24 protein-coding genes are annotated in these 23,727 nt (G+C 54.3%); all 24 read left to right on the plus strand.

The features are described 5' to 3' along the window. Nucleotides 1-43 precede the first annotated feature (43 nt). Nucleotides 44-349 carry an STAS domain-containing protein gene (locus L1F30_RS08110; protein ID WP_253361473.1) on the plus strand — a complete coding sequence of 102 codons (306 nt, stop codon included), beginning with the start codon at nucleotides 44-46 and terminating at the stop codon, nucleotides 347-349. 8 nt (nucleotides 350-357) lie between these two features. After that, entirely contained in the window at nucleotides 358-2,067 is a 1,710-nt protein-coding gene (locus tag L1F30_RS08115) for a fused response regulator/phosphatase (protein ID WP_253361475.1), read from the plus strand. A 52-nt stretch (nucleotides 2,068-2,119) separates the two neighbouring features. After that, nucleotides 2,120-2,452 (plus strand): Hpt domain-containing protein, encoded by a 333-nt coding sequence (locus L1F30_RS08120; RefSeq protein ID WP_253361477.1) that lies wholly within the window; start codon nucleotides 2,120-2,122, stop codon nucleotides 2,450-2,452. Nucleotides 2,453-2,639: 187 nt separating this feature from the next. Continuing rightward, nucleotides 2,640-4,079: a flagellar hook-length control protein FliK gene (locus tag L1F30_RS08125; RefSeq protein ID WP_253361479.1), complete on the plus strand. Its 1,440-nt coding sequence runs from the start codon at nucleotides 2,640-2,642 to the stop codon at nucleotides 4,077-4,079. A 209-nt stretch (nucleotides 4,080-4,288) separates the two neighbouring features. After that, complete coding sequence (locus tag L1F30_RS08130) at nucleotides 4,289-4,801, plus strand: flagellar basal body-associated FliL family protein (RefSeq protein WP_253361481.1); 513 nt, start codon at nucleotides 4,289-4,291, stop codon at nucleotides 4,799-4,801. A 9-nt stretch (nucleotides 4,802-4,810) separates the two neighbouring features. Further along, on the plus strand, nucleotides 4,811-5,806 hold the full coding sequence (gene fliM, locus L1F30_RS08135) for a flagellar motor switch protein FliM (RefSeq protein WP_253361483.1): 996 nt from the start codon (nucleotides 4,811-4,813) through the stop codon (nucleotides 5,804-5,806). A gap of 24 nt (nucleotides 5,807-5,830) precedes the next feature. Beyond that, nucleotides 5,831-6,274, plus strand: a complete 444-nt coding sequence (gene fliN / locus L1F30_RS08140; RefSeq protein WP_253361485.1) for a flagellar motor switch protein FliN — start codon at nucleotides 5,831-5,833, stop codon at nucleotides 6,272-6,274. Between the two features lie 4 nt (nucleotides 6,275-6,278). Further along, nucleotides 6,279-6,803 carry a flagellar biosynthetic protein FliO gene (gene fliO, locus L1F30_RS08145; RefSeq protein WP_253361486.1) on the plus strand — a complete coding sequence of 175 codons (525 nt, stop codon included), beginning with the start codon at nucleotides 6,279-6,281 and terminating at the stop codon, nucleotides 6,801-6,803. Then, the gene (gene fliP, locus L1F30_RS08150; RefSeq protein WP_253361488.1) at nucleotides 6,803-7,588 is read left to right on the plus strand and encodes a flagellar type III secretion system pore protein FliP; all 786 of its coding nucleotides are present in this window, start codon (nucleotides 6,803-6,805) and stop codon (nucleotides 7,586-7,588) included. The genes fliO and fliP overlap by 1 nt, the downstream gene beginning before the upstream one ends. A 2-nt stretch (nucleotides 7,589-7,590) precedes the next feature. Then, nucleotides 7,591-7,860 (plus strand): flagellar biosynthesis protein FliQ, encoded by a 270-nt coding sequence (gene fliQ, locus L1F30_RS08155; RefSeq protein ID WP_253361490.1) that lies wholly within the window; start codon nucleotides 7,591-7,593, stop codon nucleotides 7,858-7,860. Between the two features lie 2 nt (nucleotides 7,861-7,862). Beyond that, nucleotides 7,863-8,633: a flagellar biosynthetic protein FliR gene (gene fliR / locus L1F30_RS08160; protein ID WP_253361492.1), complete on the plus strand. Its 771-nt coding sequence runs from the start codon at nucleotides 7,863-7,865 to the stop codon at nucleotides 8,631-8,633. Between the two features lie 10 nt (nucleotides 8,634-8,643). Then, a complete protein-coding gene (gene flhB, locus L1F30_RS08165) occupies nucleotides 8,644-9,780 on the plus strand; it encodes a flagellar biosynthesis protein FlhB (protein ID WP_253361494.1) in 1,137 nt (378 codons plus the stop codon). Nucleotides 9,781-9,815: 35 nt separating this feature from the next. Next, complete coding sequence (locus L1F30_RS08170) at nucleotides 9,816-10,964, plus strand: SMP-30/gluconolactonase/LRE family protein (protein WP_253361496.1); 1,149 nt, start codon at nucleotides 9,816-9,818, stop codon at nucleotides 10,962-10,964. Nucleotides 10,965-11,036: 72 nt separating this feature from the next. After that, nucleotides 11,037-13,229, plus strand: coding sequence for a flagellar biosynthesis protein FlhA (gene flhA / locus L1F30_RS08175; RefSeq protein ID WP_305879925.1), 2,193 nt, complete (start codon nucleotides 11,037-11,039; stop codon nucleotides 13,227-13,229). Nucleotides 13,230-13,255: 26 nt separating this feature from the next. Beyond that, nucleotides 13,256-14,770: a flagellar biosynthesis protein FlhF gene (gene flhF / locus L1F30_RS08180; protein WP_253361498.1), complete on the plus strand. Its 1,515-nt coding sequence runs from the start codon at nucleotides 13,256-13,258 to the stop codon at nucleotides 14,768-14,770. Nucleotides 14,771-14,799: 29 nt separating this feature from the next. After that, the gene (locus tag L1F30_RS08185) at nucleotides 14,800-15,624 is read left to right on the plus strand and encodes a MinD/ParA family protein (RefSeq protein WP_253361500.1); all 825 of its coding nucleotides are present in this window, start codon (nucleotides 14,800-14,802) and stop codon (nucleotides 15,622-15,624) included. 2 nt (nucleotides 15,625-15,626) lie between these two features. Then, the gene (locus tag L1F30_RS08190) at nucleotides 15,627-16,376 is read left to right on the plus strand and encodes an RNA polymerase sigma factor FliA (protein WP_371922654.1); all 750 of its coding nucleotides are present in this window, start codon (nucleotides 15,627-15,629) and stop codon (nucleotides 16,374-16,376) included. A 106-nt stretch (nucleotides 16,377-16,482) separates the two neighbouring features. Further along, the gene (gene cheY, locus L1F30_RS08195) at nucleotides 16,483-16,866 is read left to right on the plus strand and encodes a chemotaxis response regulator CheY (RefSeq protein WP_253361504.1); all 384 of its coding nucleotides are present in this window, start codon (nucleotides 16,483-16,485) and stop codon (nucleotides 16,864-16,866) included. A 23-nt stretch (nucleotides 16,867-16,889) separates the two neighbouring features. Beyond that, complete coding sequence (locus L1F30_RS08200; RefSeq protein WP_253361506.1) at nucleotides 16,890-17,666, plus strand: protein phosphatase CheZ; 777 nt, start codon at nucleotides 16,890-16,892, stop codon at nucleotides 17,664-17,666. Between the two features lie 32 nt (nucleotides 17,667-17,698). Further along, a complete protein-coding gene (locus L1F30_RS08205) occupies nucleotides 17,699-19,957 on the plus strand; it encodes a chemotaxis protein CheA (RefSeq protein WP_253361508.1) in 2,259 nt (752 codons plus the stop codon). A gap of 71 nt (nucleotides 19,958-20,028) precedes the next feature. Continuing rightward, on the plus strand, nucleotides 20,029-21,048 hold the full coding sequence (locus L1F30_RS08210; protein ID WP_253361510.1) for a chemotaxis response regulator protein-glutamate methylesterase: 1,020 nt from the start codon (nucleotides 20,029-20,031) through the stop codon (nucleotides 21,046-21,048). 1 nt (nucleotide 21,049) lies between these two features. Continuing rightward, nucleotides 21,050-21,790, plus strand: a complete 741-nt coding sequence (locus L1F30_RS08215; RefSeq protein ID WP_253361512.1) for a flagellar motor protein — start codon at nucleotides 21,050-21,052, stop codon at nucleotides 21,788-21,790. A 14-nt stretch (nucleotides 21,791-21,804) separates the two neighbouring features. Then, nucleotides 21,805-22,869: a flagellar motor protein MotD gene (gene motD, locus L1F30_RS08220; protein WP_253361514.1), complete on the plus strand. Its 1,065-nt coding sequence runs from the start codon at nucleotides 21,805-21,807 to the stop codon at nucleotides 22,867-22,869. Between the two features lie 61 nt (nucleotides 22,870-22,930). Then, complete coding sequence (locus tag L1F30_RS08225; protein ID WP_253361516.1) at nucleotides 22,931-23,725, plus strand: ParA family protein; 795 nt, start codon at nucleotides 22,931-22,933, stop codon at nucleotides 23,723-23,725. Nucleotides 23,726-23,727: the final 2 nt, after the last annotated feature.

The raw sequence follows: 23,727 nt of genomic DNA on the forward strand, positions 1-23,727 counted from the left end.
TGGCTATCAGCCTTAGAGGTCGTCAGGAATAAAGGAATTTTTTATGGGTATTCGTACCAGCTACTCTGCAGACACTAATTTTCTGACCATCGCCGTTGAAGGGCGATTTGATTTTTCGGCCCACCAGGAATTCAGGGCCGCCTATGAAGAGGCCGAGCCTCAACCTGATGGTTTTTGTGTTGACATGAGTGAAACCAACTACCTGGACAGCTCAGCCCTTGGGATGCTGCTGCTACTGCGTGATCACGCCGGTGGCGATGGCGCGAACATCACCATTGAAAATTGCAGCGCCGATGTAAAAAAAATATTAACGATCTCCAATTTTGAACAACTGTTCACCATTAAATAAGTGCCCCCATGGCCATAGCAGAGGCTAAAGCCCTAACCGTACTGATTGCCGACGATACCAAAACGGATCGTATGATCCTGGAAAGCATCGTCAAAAAAGAAGGGCATCAGGTGGTGAGTGCTGAAAATGGCAGACAAGCGGTCACGCTTTACAACGAGCTGCGCCCGGATATCGTGTTGCTCGATGTACTGATGCCTGAACTGGATGGCATAGGTGCGGCCCGTGAAATCAAAGAGGCCGCCGGCGATGAAATGGTGCCGGTGATTTTTCTCACCTCCTTGAACGACACCGAATCCCTGGTGAATTGCCTAGAAGCCGGTGGCGACGACTTCTTATCAAAGCCCTATAACCGCGTCATATTGCAGGCCAAAATCAAGGCCTTTTCGCGCATGCGCGATATGCACTCCACCATGCGCAAACAGCGCAATCAAATTTCCCTAAACCACGAACACATGCTGCAAGAGCAAGCCGTTGCCAAGCAGGTGTTTGATAACATCGCCCACAGCGGCTGCCTGCACGCCAGCAATGTGCGCCAGTTCATGTCGCCTTTGGCGGTGTTTAATGGCGACGTATTGGTGGCCGCGTTACGCCCCTCGGGCAGTATGCTTATTTTATTGGGCGACTTTACCGGCCACGGCTTGCCTGCGGCCATTGGCGCCATGCCGCTGGCCTCCACCTTTTATGGCATGGCCCACAAAGGGTTTTCGCTGTCAGATATTTTGCAAGAAATTAACCAAAAGCTGAAAGATACCTTGCCCATTGGCCTGTTTTGCTGCGCCGCCATTGTGGAGATGAATTTCAAGCGCAACTACGCCCGCGTGTGGAATGGCGGTTTGCCCGATTGCTTTTTGTACCGCGAAGCCTCAGGCAAAGTTGAAACCATTGCCTCTACCCATTTACCCCTGGGGGTTGTGGGCGGCAAAGATTTCAAAGACGACAGCACTTACCTGGAACTAGAACCGGGCGATCGGCTGTTTTTATGGTCTGACGGTATTCACGAGGCCCGCAACGCCGAAGGTGAAATGTTTGGCGAAGAGCGTCTGCAAACCGTGTTTGATCAAGCCACCGGTGGCGGCGAAATCTTTGATGGCGTGTTAAGTGCGGTGCAAAAGTTCGTGGGTGATGAAGATCGCGATGACGATTTGTCGCTGGTGGAAATCACCATGGCATCGCCCGTTAACCTCGCGCAGTTGCAGGAAAGTTATGGTGGCAGCGCATCCAAGGGGCTCACCGAGTGGTCGTTAAATTTTGAAGTAAAAGCTGGCAGCTTCCGCTTTTTTGACCCGCTGCCTGTGCTGTTAAATATTGTGCAAAGCGTGCCGGGCCTGAAAAAGCATGGCGGCAACCTTTATACCATTCTTGCAGAGCTCTATTCCAACGCCCTTGAGCATGGCGTGTTAAAGCTCGATTCAAAGCTTAAAACCACCTCTGAAGGATTTTTGGAATACTACGAACTTAGAAAAGCCCGGCTTGAAAAAACAACGGGCTCTGTCACCTTTGGCATCGCACACAAACTGAGCAGCGAAGGTGGTGTGCTCACCATTACTGTAAAAGATACCGGTGACGGCTTTGATTACCAATCGGCCAAGACGCAAGGCGAAAACCTGACATACTCGGGCCGGGGTATGACCCTTCTGAACGATTTGTGTACCAAAGTGGAATACAAGGGCCGCGGCAATGAAGTGGAAGTTGAGTTTGTGTGGCATGATGACCAGTAAGCGCCGCACAGGCCCATGTGTAACAATAAATACAAAACCTTAGGGAACCGCCATGAGCAATCTTGATACTGCGGCGTTGGAAACACTCAAGGAAGTCATGGAAGATGAGTTCCACCTGCTGCTCGATACCTTTTTTGAGGATTCCACCCAGCGTCTGGCCGATTTAAAACAACATGTGGCAGAGCAAGATGCAGAAGCCTTGCGTCGCACCGCGCACAGCCTTAAGGGCAGTGCCTCTAATCTGGGTGCGCTCGGGCTTGCCGATTTGTGCCTTAAAGCCGAAGCAATGGGTGTGGCAGGTAACCTCACTGGCGCAGAAGCCCTTGTGGCCAGTATCCATACCGAATATGAAAGTGTCTCTCAGGCCCTTGAAACCTACCGCTAGCAAAACTGGCAATCTAATTGCATTACTCTCTGTGAAATCTGGCCACTGCTTTTTGTAAGTCGGCGTTCAGCGACGTTTTAAAAGGTAAATGCCAATAAAATCAACAGTTTTTATCGGGTGCTGCACGCGCCATCAAGTGTGCAGGCCGGTAGAGCGGCAGTAAATTGCCGGTTGTGCGGAGAGTTTTATGTCTTTGAATGTGTCGAGCTTTTCCAGCCTGGGTGTATTGTTAGGTGTGGGCCAGAAGGCGCGGGCTGAGGCCCGCGGTTTTAACGAAACCTTTCGGAAAGCACAAAACCCTGGGGCAGAAAATCCCACCCGCCAAACCGACGCAGCCCTGCCAGCCGCCAAGCAACCATCCGCTGAACAAAAAGCGGCCCGCGCCGAGCCAGAAGCTACAGCGGCTAACGCACAAAAAACCAATCAGCCAAGCCACAATAACCGCCCAGTGCAAGAGCCCGCGCCCCACAACCAAGCGGCCGGCAACGAGCAACAAAAAACCGCTGACCAAGGCCCCGCCGAAGCGCCGGAAAATCCAGCCGGCGAGGGAGTCACCACTGAACCCCAGATCCAGCAAATGCTCACACCGCTCGAACAAGCAGCCGCGGGCGTCGGCGTTAGTTTGGCTTTGGTTGGCCCAAGTGGTGCAACAGCGCTTGCCGGTGATACTGGCTTGAGCGCGCCACACATCTTAAGCAGTACCGCACAGCCAACTGGCCTGTTAAGCGCCAATCCTGCTGGCTTGCCCTTGGGGGTTGAGCAAGGTGTGCTGAATGGTGCAAGCACTGCCGTGGATCTTGAGCCGGTGTTGGCTGGCAGCACGCAGGGCTTGGCCTCTGTGAATTGGCTTGCAGGCGCGCAAAGTCAACGGCAGGTGTTAACCGGTGCGCAAGGGTCCCTAGACGCGGGCGCACTCGGTGAGTCAACCGCGTTTGATGCCCTTGAGAGCGAGTTGCTGCATATGAAAACGGCCGGTGCCAAGGAGCCGCAGGCCGGTGTGGTAAAAGTGAACGCGCTCATGCAGCCGGCAGCCAATACGCTGAACGTCAATTTGTTGGCAGAGGCCAAGTTGCTGGATAACAAGATTCTGGAACAGGGTCTGTCCACAGACCTCAAGGCCGGCGCCCTGCAAGAAGCTGGCGCCCGCCCGCTTGCAAATGGCCTTTTACTCAATGCGGGCGCTCAGGCCCAGCCTCAAAAACCCTTGCCCATTACTGTGCCGGTTAATCAGCCCAACTGGGGGCAGGCCGCGGGAGAGCGGGTGCTGTGGATGATTTCCAGTAAGCTGCAAACCGCAGATATCCAGTTAGACCCACCAGAGCTCGGGCCTTTGCAGGTAAAGGTTCACGTCAATAACGATCAGGTGAGCCTGACCTTTGTGAGCCCCCACGCCCATGTGCGTGAGGCACTGGATTTCCAGGCGCTGAGGCTTCGGGAAATGCTTGAAGGGCAGGGCCTGAACCTGGTGGATGTGGATGTCTCAGACCAGTCGTTTCAATCTCAGCAAGAGCAGGCAGGCAGCGATGCGCAACACCAGGGCGGCGCTGAGTCAGATCCTCACGAGGCCGAACCCGTGCTGAGCAGTATCAGCGGGGTAAGCCTGCAGTTAATTGATGCCTTTGCCTGATTAGCACATCGTTTTACGCCCTCCCAGTCGGCGTCCCTTGCAGGCGCCCCTTACAGGCGTCCCTTGCAGGCGCCCCTTACAGGCGTCCCCAGCCCTTGCCTCTGAACTACACTTAACCACACAAGGCCGTGCCAGCAATAGTAATGGCACGGCCTTTGCTCATTCCCTTTTTAAGGGGCAACCCTTCGCCAAAACGACGGACTTTTGACATGGCAGAAGAAGAAAACGAAGCCGAGGGCGGTGGTGGCGGTAAGAAGAAGCTCATCATCCTCATAGTGATTGGTATGTTGCTGGTTGGGCTCTCTGTGGGGGGCACTATCTTTGCGTTGCAAATGCTGGCAGACCCGGAACCCGTGGCAGAGGGAGAGGAAGGTGAGGCCGAAGAGGCTGCCGCGCCTAAGTTGCCGGCGGTGTATTTTCCGCTCAAGCCCGCAATTATCGTGAACTTCAACGCCCGTGGGCGCCAGCGCTACTTGCAGGCCGAAGTCACTTTAAAAATTCGCGACCCGGAAGTAGTTGCCGCAGTGGAGTTACACATGTCGATGATTCGCAATGCGCTGGTGATGCTCTTCAGTGGCCAGGTTTACGACGAGCTACAAACGCCCGAAGGGCGGGAGCTTATGCGCCAGCAGGCGCTGGAGGAAATTCAGCGCATTGTTGAAAGTGAAATTGGCAAGCCCGGTGTTGAGCAGGTGTTGTTCACAAATTTTGTCATGCAGTAGGGGTTATTCGTGCAAGATTTACTCTCACAAGACGAAATCGATGCCCTTTTACACGGCGTAGACGACGGCGATATTGAAACCGAATCGGATGACGATCCAGGTTCGGTCAAATCCTACGACCTCACAAGCCAGGATCGCATTGTGCGTGGGCGCATGCCCACGCTCGAGATGATCAACGAACGTTTTGCCCGCTACACCCGCATAAGCATGTTCAACCTACTCAGGCGTACCGCCGATGTATCGGTTGGGGGAATACAAATCCAGAAGTTCGGTGAATATGTGCATACCTTGTATGTGCCCACCAGTTTGAACATGGTGAAGTTTCGCCCGCTGCGCGGCACCGCGTTGCTGATTCTTGATGCGAAGCTTGTATTTAAGCTTGTGGATAATTTTTTTGGCGGCGACGGCCGGCACGCAAAAATTGAAGGTCGTGAGTTCACACCTACCGAGTTGCGGGTTGTGCAAATCGTGCTGCAACAAGCATTTATTGATTTGCGCGAGGCCTGGAAGGCGGTAATGCCCATTGAGTTTGATTACATCAACTCCGAAGTTAACCCTTCAATGGCAAACATTGTGAGCCCCAGCGAAGTGGTGGTGGTGAGCACATTTCACGTAGAGCTAGACGGTGGCGGCGGTGAGTTTCATATCACCTTGCCCTATTCAATGATCGAGCCCATTCGCGAGGTGCTTGATGCAGGTTTACAAAGTGATTCAGACGACCAAGACGAGCGCTGGGTTAAATCGCTGCGCGAAGATGTTATGAGCGCAAAGGTGCGGCTTGAGTGTGATATTGCCCGGCGCCAGATTACGCTACGCGACATAGTTGAGTTGAAAGCCGGCGATGTGATTCCCATTGATTTTCCTGAAAGCCATATTGTTACGGCCAACGGTGTGCCGATATTCAAAGCCAAGTTTGGCCAATCTCGCAAAAATCTCGCCTTTGCAGTTGAAGAATTAATAGATCGAAGTAAGCCGGGTTATCTCAGTGATATTGGCTTTGAATAGCCCGCGTAATAAAAGGATACAGCCATGAGTGACGAACTACCCCCAGAAGAGGACGGCACCGAACCCGACCAGGATGCAATGGCCGATGAGTGGGCCGCTGCCATGGCCGAAGCCGGTGAGGGTGGCGGTGAAGCCGAAGAGGAAGCGCCTGCCGCATCAACCATGCCCCTGGATGAACTGGAACAGCCCGTTATAAAAACAAACTCCGGGCAAGATCTGGATACCATCCTGGATATTCCGGTGAGCATCTCCATGGAGGTGGGCAGCACCTCAATCACCATCCGTAATTTATTACAGCTAAACCAGGGTTCAGTTATTGAGTTGGATCGTTTGGCAGGCGAGCCACTGGACGTGTTGGTAAACGGCACACTCATTGCCCATGGCGAGGTGGTGGTGGTAAATGAAAAGTTCGGTATTCGCATGACCGATGTGGTGAGCCCTTCCGAGCGCATCAAGCGGTTGAGGTAAGTTTATGACCCTAAATGCAGTGAAGGTATTTTCCGAAACGCTGGGGCGCAGCGCAGAGGCGAGTGTTGCCACAGCGCAAACCACCACTGCCTTGGTTAAGGGGCAGAGCGCTGCGGATGTTGCCGTGCAACTGGTTCAGGTGTTGGTGTCTTTGGGCGTTGTACTGGGGTTTATTTTTGCCATCGTTTGGTTCATTAAAAAGCAAAAAGGCTTTCGTATACCCGAGCGTGAAATGCAGCTGATTGAGCGCTTAAGTATTGGCCAGAAAGATCAACTGGTGTTGGTGCAAGTGGGCGGTAAACGCTTGCTGCTGGGCGTGAACCCAGGGGGTATTAGCCGCCTGCACAGCTACCCGGCCGCAGGGCAGGCGCCAGTCAGCCATGAGGCCGACCAATGCGAAGCTCTGCACGGCAAAGCAACCCCTGCAAATGGGCAGGTTGATCAAGAGGTTTCTGAACAGGGCCAGGGCCGGGCGCCGGGCTTCGCTACTTACCTTAATCAAGTACTGCAAAGTAAGGTTGCCCCTTAATGCTTAGGGTGATGATAAAAGCGCTGCTTATCTGGGTGCTGGCCACCGGTGTGGCCTTGGCGCAAGAGCCGGCCCAAAGCCCGGGGTTTATTGAAAGCCTTGAGGGCGCGGGCATTCCTGCCGTCACGCTCAATACCAACCCGGACGGCAGCCAGGAATATACAGTAACCATTCAAATTCTGGCCATCATGACGTCGTTGACGTTATTGCCGGCCATATTGATGATGATGACAAGTTTCACGCGCATCATTATCGTGTTTGCCATTTTACGCCAGGCGTTGGGTTTACAGCAGTCGCCTTCTAACCAAATCCTCATTGGGCTTTCGCTGTTTTTAACGCTGTTTATCATGATGCCGGTATTCGAGCAGGTGAACGAGCGTGCGTTACAGCCTTACTTGAGCGAGCAGATGACCTCCAGCCAAGCGCTCACTGCGGCCACGGCTCCCTTTCGTGAATTCATGGTTGGGCAAACCCGCGAGTCAGATCTGGATTTGTTTTTGGATATTGGCCGCTATGGCGATGTAGCCACCATTGATGACGTGCCCATGACGGTATTGATTCCGGCATTTGTAACCAGCGAATTGAAAACTGCGTTTCAAATCGGCTTTATGCTTTTTATCCCGTTTTTGATTATTGATTTGGTGATTGCCAGCGTGCTCATGGCCATGGGTATGATGATGCTATCGCCCTTGATTATTTCATTGCCCTTTAAAATCATGTTGTTTGTATTGGTAGACGGCTGGGCGATGGTGATTGGTACTCTGGCTGCGAGCTTTGGAGTCTAGTGATGACGCCAGAAGTGGTTATGGATCTCTACGCCGATGCCTTCTTTCTGGCGGTGTTGGTGATCTCGGTGATTGTTGGCCCGAGCCTGGTAGTGGGCCTTATTGTCAGTATGTTTCAGGCGGCCACCCAAATTAATGAACAAACCCTGAGCTTTTTGCCGCGCCTGTTGGTCACCCTCATTACCATTATGATTACCGGTGGCTGGCTGCTTTCCGAGTTCATGGATCTATTCATGCGCACCTTCCAAAATATTCCATTGTTAATCGGTTAGCCATGGAGTTTTCTGCACAGGAACTCACAAGTTTACTTACCCAGTACTTTCTGCCCTTTGTGCGTGTTTCCGCGTTTATGCTGGCCGCGCCGATTTTCGGGTCGCGCCTTGTCAATGCCCGCTCGCGCCTCTTGCTTGCGTTGTTGGTTACGGCATTGGTTGCACCGGGTCTGCCCGAATTGCCTGCGGTATCGGGCTTTGGGTTAGATACCTGGCTATTGGTGCTGCAGCAATCACTCATCGGGCTTGCCGCAGGCTTCGCCATGCAGGTGGCTTTTCAGGTGGCGGTGTTGGCAGGCCAATATATCGCCATGAAAATGGGCCTTGGCTTTGCCTCAATGAATGACCCCGCCAGCGGCCTTACGGTTACTGTGGTTTCACAATATTATTTAATGCTCATTTCCATGTTGTTCATTGTGGGTGATGGCCATTTGCTCATGTTGAGCTTGCTGGCTGAAAGTTTTTATACCACGCCCATTGGTGTGAGCCTGCCGTTGGCGTTGCTAATGGATTTAGTGATGACCGGGAGTTGGATGTTTGGCGCAGCACTGCTCATTGCCTTGCCGGTGCTCACGAGTTTGATGATTGTGAATATCGGCTTTGGCGTAATGGGGCGTTCGGCACCGCAAATGAACATCTTCACTGTGGGGTTTCCCATCACCCTGATTCTGGGTGCATTTCTGATTTGGTTTGGCTTTACCACCTTTTTGGGTAACTACAACCGCTTCATGCAAGATGGTTTCATGATTTTACGGCATATCTGGAATATCTAGTTGAGTTGCTATGGCTGAAGAAAACGACAGCAGTCAGGAAAAAACGGAAGAGGCAACCCCCCGAAAACTCGAGAAGGCGCGGGAAGACGGGCAGGTAGCCCGCTCCAAAGAACTGACCACCACCATCTTGCTCATTACCGGCACCTTGGCACTCATGGCCAGCGGGGCGTTTTTGGGCAGAAAACTCATGCTGGTGTTTGAAGAATCCATGACCCTTGAGCGCGAAACCCTATTTGACCCTGTCTCCATGCTTACGCACATGGGCCATGCAATATTTGAAGCCTCACTGGGTTTGGCCCCGCTTTTTTTGGCGTTGATGGTGGCTGCGTTTGTGGGGCCTATTTCCCTTGGCGGTTGGCTTGTAAGCACCAAAGCGCTGGCCCCAAAACTTAACCGCATGGATCCGATTGCAGGCTTGAAGCGCATGTTTTCCATTAAATCGGTGGTGGAACTGCTAAAAGCCGTTGGCAAAGTAGGAATTATCCTATTGGTGGCTGTGCTAATGCTCAAAGCCTTGCGCTCGCAGTTGCTGGGCCTTGCCAGTGAAGCGCTGGGGCCTGCAATTATTCATGCGCTCTGGTTGGCGGCAATCTCAGCCCTTGTGCTGGCGGCCAGCACCATATTAATCGCAGTGGTAGATGTACCCTTTCAAATTTGGGATCACGCCAAAAAGCTGCGTATGTCTATGCAAGATATTAAAGACGAATACAAAGACACAGAGGGTAAGCCCGAAGTAAAAAGCCGGGTGCGCCAATTGCAGCGCGAAATGGCAGAGCGCCGCATGATGAGCGATGTACCAGAGGCCGATGTGGTTATTACCAACCCCACGCACTTTTCCGTGGCCTTAAAGTACAACCCTGAAACCATGGAAACGCCGGTGATGGTCGCCAAAGGCGCCGACAACATAGCCCTTAAAATACGGGAAATTGCCAATGCCCACGGCGTGGAAATTGTTGAGGCGCCGGCACTTGCGCGATCGATTTTCCACACCACAGAAATTGGCGACACAGTACCCGCGGGCCTGTATGTGGCAGTGGCCCAGGTATTGGCTTACGTATTCCAGCTACGCAGCCACAAGCAAGGCCAGGGTGATCGCCCGCAAAAACCACGGAACGTCCAAATACCTCCGAATTTACGTTACGATTAGCGCCTTTTTAACGGATTACCGCAAAGGATGTGGCCATGAGGGCAGGGGCGTTGTTGTTGAAAAGTGTGCTTGTAAGTCTACTGGGTGCGCTTGCTTATTTGTGTTTCTGGCCGGTGCCGGTTGATCCGGTTGCGTGGCAGGCGCCTGTTAATCAGGGTTATGTAGATGCCTATGCGCCCAATGAAAAGCTGCAGGCGGCCACGCCACTTGCGCTGAGCCTTCCCAATGGCCCGGCAGTAACCGGGCCTGAAGCGCTGGTGATTGATTCCCGGTCACGGCTTTATGTGAGCACCCACGAAGGCTGGATTTTGCGCTCTGAGAATTTTGGCGAGAGCTTTACGGCTTTAATCAATACCCAAGGCCGGCCATTGGGCCTTGCCCTGGATGCGCAAGATCGCCTGATCATTGCCGATGCCTATCGCGGTTTGTATCGCTACAGCGACGCCGCAGGTTTTGAGGCCTTGGTTTCCAGAGTAGACGGCCAAGCGCTGGGCTATGTTAACGATGTGGCTGTGTCCCCTACGGGGGTGATTTATTTCACCGATTCCTCGCAAAAATTTCCGGCCCGCGCCAACGGCGGAACATACCCGGCAAGCCTGCTCGACATCATGGAGCACGGTGGCCATGGGCGGGTATTTCGTTATGATCCTGAATCAAAGCAAACTTCGTTAGTGGCAGCCGGCCTACACTTTGCCAATGGCATTGCCATTGCGCCTAAGGCCAAAAGCGCAGTTATAACCAGTGAAACCCCTGGCCCTAAGGACGTGGACACGCTGCTGGTGGTTGAAACTGCAAGCTACCGTATTTGGCGCTTTCGCGTGGCCGGGGGTGAGCTTGTCGAGCGCACACTGGTTGCAGACAATTTACCCGGCTTCCCCGATAACATTGCCGCAACGCCTGCGGGCGATTTCTGGTTTGGCCTGGTGTCACCGCGCAGTGAACTGCTGGATAAACTCTCAGGGCAGGTATTTATGCGCAAACTGGTACAGCGTCTGCCAGCGGCCATCAGGCCCAAGGCCCAACACTACGGCATGGTGGTTAAAATGGATGTCAACGGCCGGGTACTCGAGCAATTGCAAGATCCCAGTGGGCGGTTTTTCACCACAACCGGGGCTGCAGAAACGGAAAATTTCCTGTTTGTGAGCAGGCTGCATGGCAAAACACTGGCGCGGTTAAATAAATAATCCACCCATAGCGGTTTAGGTACGCTTTTTGCGATAACCCCTCTATTACGAGGGGAGTGTCAAAAAAGCGTTATGGCCTTACCGGGATTCAGCAGCCTAGCGAGCTTAGATCGCCAGCAAATCGTCAGTAATATGTCGCACATGGGGCGGGGGAATCTTGGCATTCCTTTGCTGCTGCTCATGTTGCTCGGCATGATGACCTTACCCATTCCGGCGTTCCTGCTGGATGTGTTTTTCTCTTTTAATATTGCGCTCTCCATCGTAGTGCTGCTGGTGGGCGTGTATGCCTTGCGGCCACTGGATTTTGCGGTTTTCCCCACCATTTTATTGCTGGCCACCTTGCTGCGCCTGGCACTTAATGTCGCCTCTACCCGGGTAGTTTTACTGCATGGCCATGAGGGGGGGGATGCCGCAGGCAAGGTGATCCAGGCCTTCGGTGAAGTGGTGATTGGCGGTAACTACGCTGTGGGTCTGGTGGTGTTTCTGATCTTGATGATCATCAACTTCGTGGTGGTTACCAAGGGTGCCGGGCGCATCTCGGAAGTCAGTGCAAGGTTCACCCTCGATGCCATGCCGGGCAAACAAATGGCCATCGATGCCGATTTGAATGCAGGCCTAATCAATCAGGAAGAGGCCAAGCTGCGCCGCACCGAAGTGGCCAGTGAGGCAGATTTCTACGGCGCTATGGACGGTGCCAGTAAATTTGTGCGTGGCGATGCCGTGGCGGGCATTCTCATTTTGTTAATTAACGTCATTGGCGGCTTGATTGTGGGCATGGCGCAACACAATCTCGAATTTCAAGATGCCATGCAAAAATACATTTTGCTCACCATTGGTGATGGCCTGGTGGCGCAAATTCCATCGCTGTTGTTGTCAACCTCCGCCGCGATTCTGGTTACCCGGGTGAATACATCCGAAGACATGAGCCAACAGATCAGGCGCCAGATGTTTGACTCGCCCAAGGCACTGGCGGTGTCTGCCGGGGTGCTGTTTATCATGGGCGTAATTCCCGGTATGCCCCATGTGGCCTTTTTGGGCCTTGCCACGGTTGCCGGTGGCCTTGCCTGGTATATCCATAAACTGCGCTCACAGGGCGAGCTGGTTTCAGAGGCCGAGGGCGATACGCCAAAAGTCAAAGCTCCTAAAGACGCAAAACCCGGCCAGCCGGGCACTGAAGCCCAGGCAGCGCTCGAGCACCAGCGCGCGCCAGAGCCCGTAGAGGTGAGCTGGGATGACGTAAAGCCCGTGGATGTCATCGGCCTGGAAGTGGGCTACCGGTTAATCCCCATGGTTGATAAAACCCAGGGTGGTGAATTGCTTGGGCGCATTCGTGGGGTGCGTAAAAAAATGTCGCAAGAAGTGGGCTTTTTGGTGCCAACGGTACACATTCGCGACAACCTGGATCTGCTCCCCAATCAGTATCGCGTCACCCTGATGGGCGTTGCCGTGGCCGAAGAAGAAGTGCACCCGGATCGCGACCTCGCCATTAACCCGGGCCAGGTGTTTGGCGACATAGAGGGCATTGCCGCAAAAGATCCGGCCTTCGGCTTGCCCTCGGTTTGGATCAAAAAAACCGAGCGCGACCATGCGCAAACGCTCGGCTACACAGTGGTAGATGCCTCAACGGTGGTGGCCACCCATTTGAACCAGATTCTCAGCCAGCATGTGAGCGAATTGCTGGGCCTTGAAGATGTGCAGCAGCTGGTAGACATGCTGGGCAAAACCTCACCCAAGCTTGCCGAACATTTGGTGCCGGAAAGTGTGAGCTTAAAAACCCTGCTCAAAGTGCTGCAGCTGCTGTTGCAAGAGAATGTGTCTATTAAAGACATGCGCAGCATTGCCGAGGCAATCGCCGCTAACAGCGACAAGAGTCAAGATCCCGTCATGTTGATGACTGCGGTGCGCCAGGCCATTGCGCGGCAAATTGTGCAGGGGCTGGTGGGTAACGACACAGACATCCCCGTTTTCACCCTAGACCCAAGCTTGGAACAAATATTGCTGAAGACCTATCAGCAGAGTCAGAAAAGTGGCGATGGTGGCCCGGTAATAGAACCGGGCCTGGCCGAAAAGCTGCGCGAATCGGTGCAGCAGGTGGCCCATCAACAAGAGGGCTCAGGCGCGCCGGCGATATTGCTGGTGTCTGGCCAGATCCGCTACCAACTGGCTCGCTTCGTGCGCGCGTTTGTGCCCGATATGGTGGTGCTCGCCTACAACGAGATACCCGCCAATAAACAGATCACCATTGTAGGCAGCGTGGGCGCTTAGCCACTGCCTAACCTCAGGAGATACACATGGCCATCAAAAAGATTGTGGCAGCGAATATGCGCAGAGCGTTGGATATCGCCCGCGAACAATTGGGGCCGGATGCCATTATTTTATCTACCCGCAGGCACCCAGACGGCATAGAGCTGATGGCCACGGTAGAGGCCGAGGGCCGAGTGCCCGATGATCAGCAGGCATTTGCCGCGCAAAAAGCCGAGGCTGAAGCAGCGTTCCCCTTAAACAGCGATAACGCGTGGCAGCACCAAGATGCCGTATCTGATGCGCTGGCGCACAGCGCGCAAACCACTCAGCACGCGGCGCTGCCACAATCAAACCCGCGCCCGAAAGATATCAGCCAAAAGCTTTTTGGTGGTAAAACCGGCCCGGAGCTTGCAGCTGAAATCGAAGCTGCACGCCAGCGGATGCTGGCAAATCAGGCCCGCGAGGCCCCGCAGCGTGCGGGCGCCAGTAGCAATGTGGGCGCTGATGATGTGTGGGCCTCACAACTTACGCGCGAGCAGGCCCGCAAGGCCACGCCTGACAAACCGCAATACACCGCTCAGCCGAGCGCCAAGTCTGGCGTTGCGCCAAATGCCGAGCCCACGCCCGCACAAACCTTGCAGGCAAATGAAATGGCCCGCTTGCATGCGGAGCTGAGCGAAATGCGCACGCTGTTAAAACAGCAATTAGATCAATCAAATCGCGCAGGCTCCTTGTCTAATAACCCGGTAGTGCACAAGCTTGCAGGGCTGGGCTTGCCGGCCTTTCAATGTGAGCGCATAGCCGCGGCGGTAGATGGCGATCACGCGCCCGATAAGGCCTGGGCCGAGGCTTTGGCCTTGTTATCCCAAAGGTTGCCAACAGCCGGGCGCGATGTGGTGGCCAATGGTGGCGTTTATGCCTTTGTGGGCCCTACAGGCGTGGGCAAGACCACAACCCTTGCAAAATTAGCCGTGCGCCATGTATTGGCCCACGGCCCACAATCCCTTGCGCTGGTAACCACAGATAACTTCCGCCTGGCCGCCCATGAGCAAATTACCTCGCTTGGCCGTTTGCTTAAGGTGCCGGTAAAAGTGGTAGGGGAAGGCGAGTCGCTTGAACAAATACTGGTGAACCTGAGCCACAAGCGCCTGGTGCTTATTGATACCGCAGGCCTGCGCCATGGCGACCCGCGTCTGAAGCAGCAGCTTGCGCAGCTGCGCGAGGCCGGCAAGGTAAACAGCTTGCTGGTGTTGGCGGCAAACAGCCAGGCGCAAATGCTGAAAGCCAGCTGCCACGCATACGGCGCGGCCCACCCGGTTGCCACGGTGCTTACCAAATTGGATGAAACGCCGTCGCTCGGTGAAGCCATGGGCATGTTGTTGGCACATCGCTTGCCGTTGGCCTACACCACCGATGGCCAGGAAATACCGGCAGATATCCAGGTTGCCAAGGGGCATCAACTGGTGGCCAAAGCCGCCAAAAACCCGGTTCCCGTGGGTTCTTATGGCGTTGGAGTGCAAGCCGCTAAAGCCGGCCTGCAGGTTCAGGCCGAGCAACTATAATCAATGCAGGTTTTATTGTGGGAGCACGCATGGGCCACCATCCAGTTCAAGTGATCGCCGTAACCGGCGGCAAAGGCGGCGTTGGCAAAAGCAACATATCCGTCAATATGAGTATTGCACTGGCCCAGCTGGGCCGGCGCGTCATGTTGCTCGATGCCGACCTGGGCCTGGCTAACGTGGATGTGCTACTGGGCATTCGAGCCGAGAAAACCCTGGCCGATGTGCTGTCGGGTGATTGCAGCCTGCGCGATGTACTGATCAAGGGCCCGGGCGGCATTCGCATAGTGCCTGCGTCTTCTGGCGTGCAACAAATGGCGAGCTTGAGCCGTCAACAGCATGGCGCCTTAATTCGCGCTTTCAGCGATATCTCAGACCAGCTGGATGTGTTGGTAATAGATACCGCCGCCGGCATTAGCGATACCGTGGTGAGTTTTGTGCGCGCGGCCAACGAGGCGCTGGTGGTGGTGTGTGATGAACCGTCGTCGGTTACCGATGCCTACGCGCTCATTAAGCTGCTCCACAAAGATGCCGGCATGCAGCGTTTCAGGGTGGTGGCCAACATGACCCGCACATCGACGGAGGGCAAAAAGCTTGTCCATCGCTTACAGCAGGTGTGCGATAAATTTCTGGATGTGGCGCTGCAATTCGAGGGGGCTATTCCCTTCGATGAAAGCGTGCGCAAGGCCGTTCAGCACCAGCGCGCACTGGTGGAATACGCGCCGCAAGCCAAGGCCTCAAGTGCCATACGCGCCCTGGCCGAGCGGGTGGCGCAATGGCCCTTGCCGAAGGCCGCCACAGGAAACCTGGAGTTCTTTGTGGAACGCCTGCTGGAAAGCCCCGAAGTAGGTGCCTAATAATGGCCGCAGTAGAAGGATTAGCCATGTATGACCAGACCAGCCGACAATCTGGTGAGCAGATCCGCATTGAAGACTATGCGCCGCTGGTTAAACGTATTGCCTACCATTTGATGCTACGCATGCCTGCCAGTGTGCTCGTAGAAGATTTGATCCAGGCCGGCATGATCGGCCTGATAGAGGCCTCGCAGAAGTTTGACGCCTCAAAGGGCGCAAGCTTTGAAACCTATGCCGGCATTCGCATTCGCGGCGCCATCATGGATGAAACCCGCAAGGGTGACTGGGTTCCAAGATCTGTTCACAGAAATGCCCGCAAAATTACCCAGGCCATTGGCGAGCTGGAGGCCCGCCTTGGCCGTGAAGCCGGCGAAAAAGAAATAGCCGAAGCCCTGGAGATGACGCTTGAAGAATATCGCGCCATCTTGCAAGACACCACCAGTGCGCGCCTGTTCAGCTATGAAGAATCGGCCACAGACGACGATGCAGGCCCCACCAAGCCCGCCACCATTGGCCTTGAGGCCCCCACAGATGCCTTCGAGCGCGATGCATTAAAGCAATCGCTGGCGCGGGCGATAACCCAATTGCCCGAAAGGGAACAACTGGTGTTATCGCTTTATTACGACGAAGAGCTGAACCTCAAGGAGATAGGCCAGGTGCTGGGCGTGAGTGAATCGCGCGTATCACAAATACATTCGCAGGCGGCTGCTAGGCTTAAGGCCAAGCTCTCCGGCTGGACGTCGGCGGGCGAATAGATCAGCCGGCAATTAATTGACCAATTTTATGACTAAAACTGGCTAGTAGTATTCCAGCTACTAGACTGAAGATTAACGGAGTCCGGCAGTTACGACGGAGGTTGCTTTGGACAAAAACATGAAAATCCTGATTGTTGATGACTTCTCGACCATGAGACGCATCATCAAGAACCTGTTGCGCGACCTGGGGTTTAGCAATACACAGGAAGCCGACGATGGAGCAACAGCGCTGCCGATGCTTAAGGCCGGCGACTTCGATTTCCTGGTAACAGACTGGAACATGCCGGGCATGACCGGCATAGAACTGCTAAAGCAAGTGCGGGCCGATGAAAAGCTGGCATCGCTACCTGTACTGATGGTTACCGCTGAGGCCAAGCGCGACCAAATCATCGAAGCGGCCCAGGCGGGTGTCAGTGGCTATGTGGTTAAACCCTTCACTGCACAGGTACTCAAAGAGAAGATCGACAAGATTTTTGAGCGTGTGGGATAACACAGACAGTATCAAGGGTGCCCATGGAAAGCCAAGTGGACCAGAAGGCCAATCAGGAATTTGTGGCTGAGTTACGCGATTGTGCAAAAGTGCTCATCGAAAAGCTTGAGGGCGATAAGTTCGACGAGGCCTCCCAGCTCATCGAGCAAATTATCGCAAGCCGCGACCGTCACCTGTTCAATAATGTAGGCAAGCTTACCCGCGGCCTGCATACGGCAATCAGAAGTTTCAATATCGATTCGCCCATTTCACAGGATGAAAGCCTCACAGATGCGAGCGATCGCCTCAATTATGTGCTGCGTCTTACCCAGGATGCGGCCAATAAAACCATGGATAAGGTAGAGGCCTCGGCCCCGATAGCCATGGATCTAGGCAACGAAGCCCGCGCCTTAAAGGCGCAGTGGCAGGCGCTGATTCGACGCGAACTGAGTGCAGACGACTTCAGGGATTTATACCACCGCATTGAAACCTTTCTGGATCAAATGGAAACCGGGGCCGGTGCGTTGAACGCCAATTTGCAAGACATCATTCTTGAACAGGGCTATCAGGATCTCACAGGCCAGGTACTCAAAAAGGTGATGGACCTCGTTGCCGAGGTAGAAGGCAGCCTGGTGGATTTAATGCGCATTGCCGCGCAAGTAGAAGAAATTACAGGAATTCAAAAGCCCGTCGATAACATAGATGCCAAAGAGCCGAAAGGTTCCGTAGGCGAAGGTCCACAAATTCATGCCGACAAGCGCGAAGATGTGGTTTCAGGCCAAGACGACGTGGACGATTTGTTGTCCAGTCTCGGCTTTTGATGAGTTACGGCTGCCAGTTTAAGGAGCGCTGAATGGGTTTTGGCGATGACGAAGATATCTTGCAAGACTTCCTGGTGGAAGCAGGGGAGATATTGGAAAAATTGTCGGAACAGCTCGTTGAGCTGGAGCGTCAGCCAGATGATAAAGATCTGCTAAACGCTATATTCCGTGGATTCCATACCGTAAAAGGCGGTGCGGGCTTCCTGCAGCTTGGCGCCATGGTAGATTGCTGCCACGTCACCGAAAACCTGTTCGACATACTGCGCACCGGTAAACGCGCGGTTACCCCAGAGTTAATGGACGTCGTGTTACAGGCGCTCGATGCCGTAAATCTGCAGTTTGATCAAGTACAGCAGCGCGAATCCCCAACGCCTGCCAGCGCCGATTTGATTCATCAGCTAGAGCGGCTGGTAAACCTTGAAGATTTAAACGATCCGGCACCAGAGCCAGCAGCCCCCGCGCCGCAAGCGCAGGCCCCGGAGCCAAGCGCTGAAACCACCAAGGGCGCGCCCGGTGAAGACATTACCGATGCCGAATTCAATGAGTTGCTCGATGCAATCGACCCGCCCGGCACGGCTGCCGCTGCAGCGCCGCAGGCAGCCCCGGCTGTCGGTGGTGGCGACGATATAACCGACGATGAATTTGAAGCGCTGCTCGATGAGTTGCACGGGCAGGGCAAAGGCCCGAGCGTGAAGGCTGCGCCCGCGCCTGCACCCACACAGGCCTCTGCCTCGGGTGATGAAATAACCGAAGATGAATTTGATGCATTGCTGGACCAGCTGCACGGTAAGGGAAAAGGGCCGGGTAAAGCGCCTGCTCCGGCTGCGCCTGCACCGTCTGCTGGCGGTGGCTCGGGCGAGCTGATTACCGATGATGAATTTGAAGCGCTGCTGGATGAGTTGCACGGCAAAGGTAAAGGGCCAACTGCAGCGGAAGCCGCAGCGGCAGCCGCGAGTGCTAGCCCGGCCGCACCAAAACCTGCGCCTGCGGCCAAGCCTCAAGCGCCAGCCCCAAGCCCCAAGCCGGAACCGGCAAAAGCTGCACCTGCTGCCAAACCAGCTACCGGGCCCGCAACCCTTGTGGCAAAGCCTGCTGCCAAAGATGTAGCACCGCCACCGGCAGCGGAAACAACCGTACGGGTAGATACCCAGCGCCTGGATGACATCATGAACATGGTGGGCGAACTTGTGTTGGTACGTAACCGGCTTGTACGTTTGGGGCTTAACACCAACGATGAAGCGCTCAGCAAGGCGGTCAGCAATCTGGATGTGGTCACCGCGGATTTACAAACCTCGGTGATGAAAACCCGCATGCAGCCCATTAAGAAAGTATTCGGGCGCTTCCCACGGGTGGTACGCGATTTGGCGCGCACCCTTAAGAAAGACATCAACCTTGAACTGCAAGGCGAAGAAACAGACCTGGATAAAAACCTGGTTGAGGCACTGGCAGATCCGCTTGTGCACCTGGTGCGCAACTCGGTAGATCACGGTATTGAGTTGCCCGATGTGCGCGAATCCAAGGGCAAGCCCCGGGTAGGTAAAGTGATACTCGCCGCCGAGCAAGAGGGCGATCATATTCTGTTGTCTATCACTGATGACGGCGGCGGTATGGACCCGGAAAAACTGCGCGAAAAGGCCGTGGAAAAGGGCATTCTGGATGAAGACGCCGCCCAGCGTCTTTCAGATCCCGAAGCCTTCGCGCTCATTTTTGCACCGGGTTTTTCCACCAAAACCGAAATTTCCGATGTGTCTGGCCGCGGTGTGGGCATGGATGTGGTGAAAACCAAAATCACCCAGTTAAACGGCTCGATAGAGATTCAATCAAAGCTGAATGAAGGCACCCGTATCATTATCAAGGTGCCGCTCACGCTAGCGATTATGCCAACTTTGATGATTATGCTTGGCAAGCAAACTTTCGCCTTGCCACTGGTTAGCGTGAACGAAATATTCCACATGGATCTTACGCGCATTAACGTGGTAGACGGCCAGGAGTGCGTAACCGTGCGTGAAAAAGCCGTGCCGGTTTTCCACCTCAAGCGCTGGCTAATAAAAGGCGGCAAGCGCGAACAGCTTAAAGAGGCCCATGTGGTGATTGTAAACGTAGGCACGCAGCGGGTAGGTTTTGTGGTGGATCAGCTTATTGGCCAAGAAGAAGTGGTTATCAAGCCGCTGGGTAAAATGCTGCAGGGTACACCCGGCATGGCAGGCGCCACCATCACAGGGGATGGCACCATCGCCTTGATTCTTGATGTGCCGAGCATGCTGAAACGGTACGCCGGCCAGAAAAGGTAAACCATGTGGGGGTTGGCAGTTGAGACAGAGTCCATTCCTATAAACGCCCGCCCGGTTGTGGGTGGCCACCTATGACCATCAAAGTACTTATTGTTGACGATTCCAATTTCTTTCAGCAGCGCCTGAAAGAAATTATTGGTGCCCATGCGCAGTTAACGGTGGTGGGTGTTGCCGCCAATGGGCGCGAGGCTATAGAGAAGGCCAATGCCTTAAAGCCCGATGTCATCACAATGGATTACGAAATGCCCATGATGGACGGCGTCACTGCCGTGCGCCAAATCATGCGCGATCGCCCAACACCTATTTTGATGTTTTCATCGCTCACCTATGAAGGTGCGCGCACCACCCTTGATGCCCTTGAGGCAGGTGCAGTTGATTTTTTGCCAAAGAATTTTTCGGAAGTCTCAAGCGATTCTGAAACCCTCAAGCAAAAACTCTATCAAAAGATCATTGCCATCGCTCGGCCAAAAAACCAGGCGCCTGTGCCTGCTGTGCCCGCGGCCAAGCCCCAGGTACCCCTTAAGGGCCGCATAAAGTTGGTGGTGATCGGCGCTTCAACCGGAGGCCCGCTGGCGATTACCGATGTGTTAAAGCGGCTGCCGGCAAGCTTTCCTGTGCCCATTTTACTGGTGCTCCACATGCCGGAAAATTTTACCCGCGCATTTGCAGAGCGGTTAGATAAGCAGTGCGAAATATCGGTAAAAGAGGCAGCCACAGGTGATGTAATGCGCCCGGGCCTTGCACTGCTTGCGCCAGGGGGCAAGCAAATGATTCTGGAATCGCCCGCCGGCAGATCTGTGCAAATTATCGAGGGCGATGATCGGGTAAATTATAAACCCTGTGTTGATATTACCTTTGCCAGTGCGGCAAAGGTGCGCGGCGATACGGTGCTTGGCATAGTGCTCACGGGCATGGGCAGCGACGGTAAAGACGGCGCGAAATTACTGAAGCGCGCAGGCGCACGGGTATGGACGCAAGATGAAGCCAGCTGTGTTATCTACGGCATGCCCCAGGCCGTGGTGCGAGAAGGCCTTTCAGACCGTGTGGTGAAACTGCGTGAAATGAGCCAGTTGATGGTAGAGGAGCTCTAGTATGGATGTGCTCTCAATCATTGGCGTGATCATAGGGTTTGCTGCATTACTTGGCGGAAACTTTCTGGAGGGCGGCACCTGGACAAGCCTGCTCAACGGCCCTGCGGCAATTATTGTGATTGGTGGCACAGTAGGGGCCGCCATTTTACAAACCCCCAAGGCGCGCTTGGCGCGTTCATTGCGCTTGTTGCCCTGGGTGCTTAGCCCGCCCCCCACGCCCTTTGGCGAAGGCGTAAGGCGCGTGGTGAAGTGGGCTTTGGCTGCCAGAAAAGAAGGTTTACTGGGGTTGGAGTCACTATCTGAAACAGAGCGCGACAGCTTTTCACGAAAAGGCCTGCAACTGCTGGTGGATGGCGCAGAGCCTGAAGATATCCGGCGGGTATTGGAAAACGACCTGATTCTACTTGAAGGGCGAGATGTAGACGCCGTTAAATTTTATGAAAGCATGGGCGGTTATGCGCCCACTATTGGTATTCTGGGTGCGGTAATGGGCCTGATTTCCGTGATGCAAAACCTTGCCGACCCCTCGCAATTGGGCCCCGGCATTGCGGTGGCCTTTGTGGCCACGATATACGGAGTAGCTCTGGCGAACCTGTTGCTGATACCCATCGCCAATAAACTTGCCATGTGTGTGCAGGAGCAAAGCCGTTACCGCGAGCTGCTGCTCGAGGGCATTGTTGCCATCGCCGAGGGTGAAAACCCCCGCGCCATTGAGATGAAACTCAATGGCTATGTGGTGTAAGGGCGCAACGTCACATGCCTCGCAGACGCCCGGCCCAACTGGCAGTAAACCACGAGCGTTGGCTGGTGTCTTACGCGGATTTCATCACGCTACTGTTTGCGTTTTTTGTTGTGATGTATTCCGTATCGCAGGTATCGGAAACCAAATACCGCGTGCTTTCAGATACCTTAGTGAGCACATTCAAGTTCCAGTCTCAAACAATCAACCCCATTCAGGTAGGGCAGCCCAGTTTAAGTAGCGACCCGTCAGTTATAGACACCCAATCACCAAAAACCGGTGAAGAGCAGGGCGATGGTGCCTTTCAGCAAGACACAGATTTGCCACACATGGCAGAAAACCTGCGCACAGCGCTTTCAGATTTAATTGAGCGAGATCTGGTAGATATTAAAAGTAATGAATACTGGTTGGAAATCGCCCTTAACAGCAATGTGTTGTTTGGCTCTGCCAGTGCCGACCCAAGCCGCGATGCGCAATTAATTTTTGCGGAAATTGCCAAACACTTAACCGGCGCCGAAAACCCCATTCAGGTTGAGGGCTATACGGATGACCAGCCCATTCGCACAGACCGCTTCCCCAGCAACTGGGAACTTTCAGCCGCAAGAGCCAGTGCAGTAGTGAAACTGCTCCAGCAGCAAAACATTGCACCCGACAGGCTGTCTGCCGTAGGTTACGGTGAGCACCGGCCCATAGCCGACAACAGCACAGAGGCAGGCCGTGCACAAAATCGCCGGGTATCGCTGATGATCGCCAAATCGAGCCTGGCGCGGCCAGAAAAAAGCCTGATCGATGCACTCGATGATTTTTCCGGCAAGGGTGACTTTACAAACCCTGGAGCCCAAATCCTGCCAAAGGATTTATCAGGCACGGATAATGCATCGCCAAATAATGATGACCTGCAGCCCGCAACGGCAGAAGGTGACAATGGCGCTGGTGCACCGGCCAATTCAGGGCCTTCAGAGGAAGGGCACCTAACCACAAGGCGCGGCCTACAGGCTATCAAGCTTGAAAGCGGCGGCATTTTATTTACCAGTGATCCGGCGCGGCTGGAACAAGCACAAGAGCAAGAGCAAAATAACTGAACGCAAGGCATGCGGAGCTAAATATTTAGTGTCATAAAATTGACGAAACGGTGATTAAAGCGTGGAAATCTGGAGTGTAGCAAATCAAAAAGGTGGGGTAGGAAAAACCACCACAGCGGTATCGCTTGCAGGCTTGTTAGGAGAGCAGGGCAAGCGGGTATTGCTGGTTGATTTAGATCCGCACGGCTCACTGTCCAGTTATTTTGGCTATGATCCCGATCAACAAGAGCAGGGCACATACGCCCTGTTCCAGCAAAAAGACACCCTGGCCGCAGCGGCCGTTCAGGCGCTGCAGGTGAGCACGTCTATGGACAATGTGGCGCTGCTGCCAGCTTCAACGGCGCTTGCCACGCTTGAACGCCAGGCCATTGGCCGCGATGGTATGGGGTTGGTGGTTGGCAAAGCCTTAAAGTTGATCCAGCAAACAGTTGATGTTGCAATAATTGATAGCCCGCCATTGCTGGGTATATTACTTGTTAACGCCCTGGCCGCCTGCGATAAGCTGGTTATTCCGGTGCAAACGGAATTCCTGGCGCTAAAAGGCCTGGAGCGCATGACCCACACGCTGGCCATGATGTCGCGCTCGCGCAACAAGTCTGTGGGTTTCTCCATTATTCCCACCATGTACGATCGCAGAACCCAGGCCTCTGTGGCCAGCCTTCGCCACTTGCGCAACCATTACGGCGATGACGTATTCCCGGGGCGCATACCGGTAGATACTAAGTTTCGCGATGCCAGCAAGGCGGGGCTTTTTCCACACCAGTTCTCCAACGACAGCCACGGCGTGGATGCCTATCGCCAGTGTGTTAAGTGGCTACAAGGCCTGAACGCAGGCTCTCTGGAGCAGGTGTCGTGAGC

This window comes from Simiduia sp. 21SJ11W-1, from assembly GCF_024138675.1.
Classification (GTDB): Bacteria; Pseudomonadota; Gammaproteobacteria; order Pseudomonadales; family Cellvibrionaceae; genus Simiduia.

Bases quoted from the DNA above. Each gene is read 5' to 3' on its own strand.
- L1F30_RS08110 (WP_253361473.1), top strand. From the start codon at position 44: ATGGGTATTCGTACCAGCTACTCTGCAGACACTAATTTTCTGACCATC.
- L1F30_RS08115 (WP_253361475.1), top strand. From the start codon at position 358: ATGGCCATAGCAGAGGCTAAAGCCCTAACCGTACTGATTGCCGACGAT.
- L1F30_RS08120 (WP_253361477.1), top strand. From the start codon at position 2,120: ATGAGCAATCTTGATACTGCGGCGTTGGAAACACTCAAGGAAGTCATG.
- L1F30_RS08125 (WP_253361479.1), top strand. From the start codon at position 2,640: ATGTCTTTGAATGTGTCGAGCTTTTCCAGCCTGGGTGTATTGTTAGGT.
- L1F30_RS08130 (WP_253361481.1), top strand. From the start codon at position 4,289: ATGGCAGAAGAAGAAAACGAAGCCGAGGGCGGTGGTGGCGGTAAGAAG.
- fliN (WP_253361485.1), top strand. From the start codon at position 5,831: ATGAGTGACGAACTACCCCCAGAAGAGGACGGCACCGAACCCGACCAG.
- fliO (WP_253361486.1), top strand. From the start codon at position 6,279: ATGACCCTAAATGCAGTGAAGGTATTTTCCGAAACGCTGGGGCGCAGC.
- fliP (WP_253361488.1), top strand. From the start codon at position 6,803: ATGCTTAGGGTGATGATAAAAGCGCTGCTTATCTGGGTGCTGGCCACC.
- fliQ (WP_253361490.1), top strand. From the start codon at position 7,591: ATGACGCCAGAAGTGGTTATGGATCTCTACGCCGATGCCTTCTTTCTG.
- fliR (WP_253361492.1), top strand. From the start codon at position 7,863: ATGGAGTTTTCTGCACAGGAACTCACAAGTTTACTTACCCAGTACTTT.
- flhB (WP_253361494.1), top strand. From the start codon at position 8,644: ATGGCTGAAGAAAACGACAGCAGTCAGGAAAAAACGGAAGAGGCAACC.
- L1F30_RS08170 (WP_253361496.1), top strand. From the start codon at position 9,816: ATGAGGGCAGGGGCGTTGTTGTTGAAAAGTGTGCTTGTAAGTCTACTG.
- flhA (WP_305879925.1), top strand. From the start codon at position 11,037: ATGGCCTTACCGGGATTCAGCAGCCTAGCGAGCTTAGATCGCCAGCAA.
- flhF (WP_253361498.1), top strand. From the start codon at position 13,256: ATGGCCATCAAAAAGATTGTGGCAGCGAATATGCGCAGAGCGTTGGAT.
- L1F30_RS08185 (WP_253361500.1), top strand. From the start codon at position 14,800: ATGGGCCACCATCCAGTTCAAGTGATCGCCGTAACCGGCGGCAAAGGC.
- L1F30_RS08190 (WP_371922654.1), top strand. From the start codon at position 15,627: ATGGCCGCAGTAGAAGGATTAGCCATGTATGACCAGACCAGCCGACAA.
- L1F30_RS08200 (WP_253361506.1), top strand. From the start codon at position 16,890: ATGGAAAGCCAAGTGGACCAGAAGGCCAATCAGGAATTTGTGGCTGAG.
- L1F30_RS08205 (WP_253361508.1), top strand. From the start codon at position 17,699: ATGGGTTTTGGCGATGACGAAGATATCTTGCAAGACTTCCTGGTGGAA.
- L1F30_RS08210 (WP_253361510.1), top strand. From the start codon at position 20,029: ATGACCATCAAAGTACTTATTGTTGACGATTCCAATTTCTTTCAGCAG.
- L1F30_RS08215 (WP_253361512.1), top strand. From the start codon at position 21,050: ATGGATGTGCTCTCAATCATTGGCGTGATCATAGGGTTTGCTGCATTA.
- motD (WP_253361514.1), top strand. From the start codon at position 21,805: ATGCCTCGCAGACGCCCGGCCCAACTGGCAGTAAACCACGAGCGTTGG.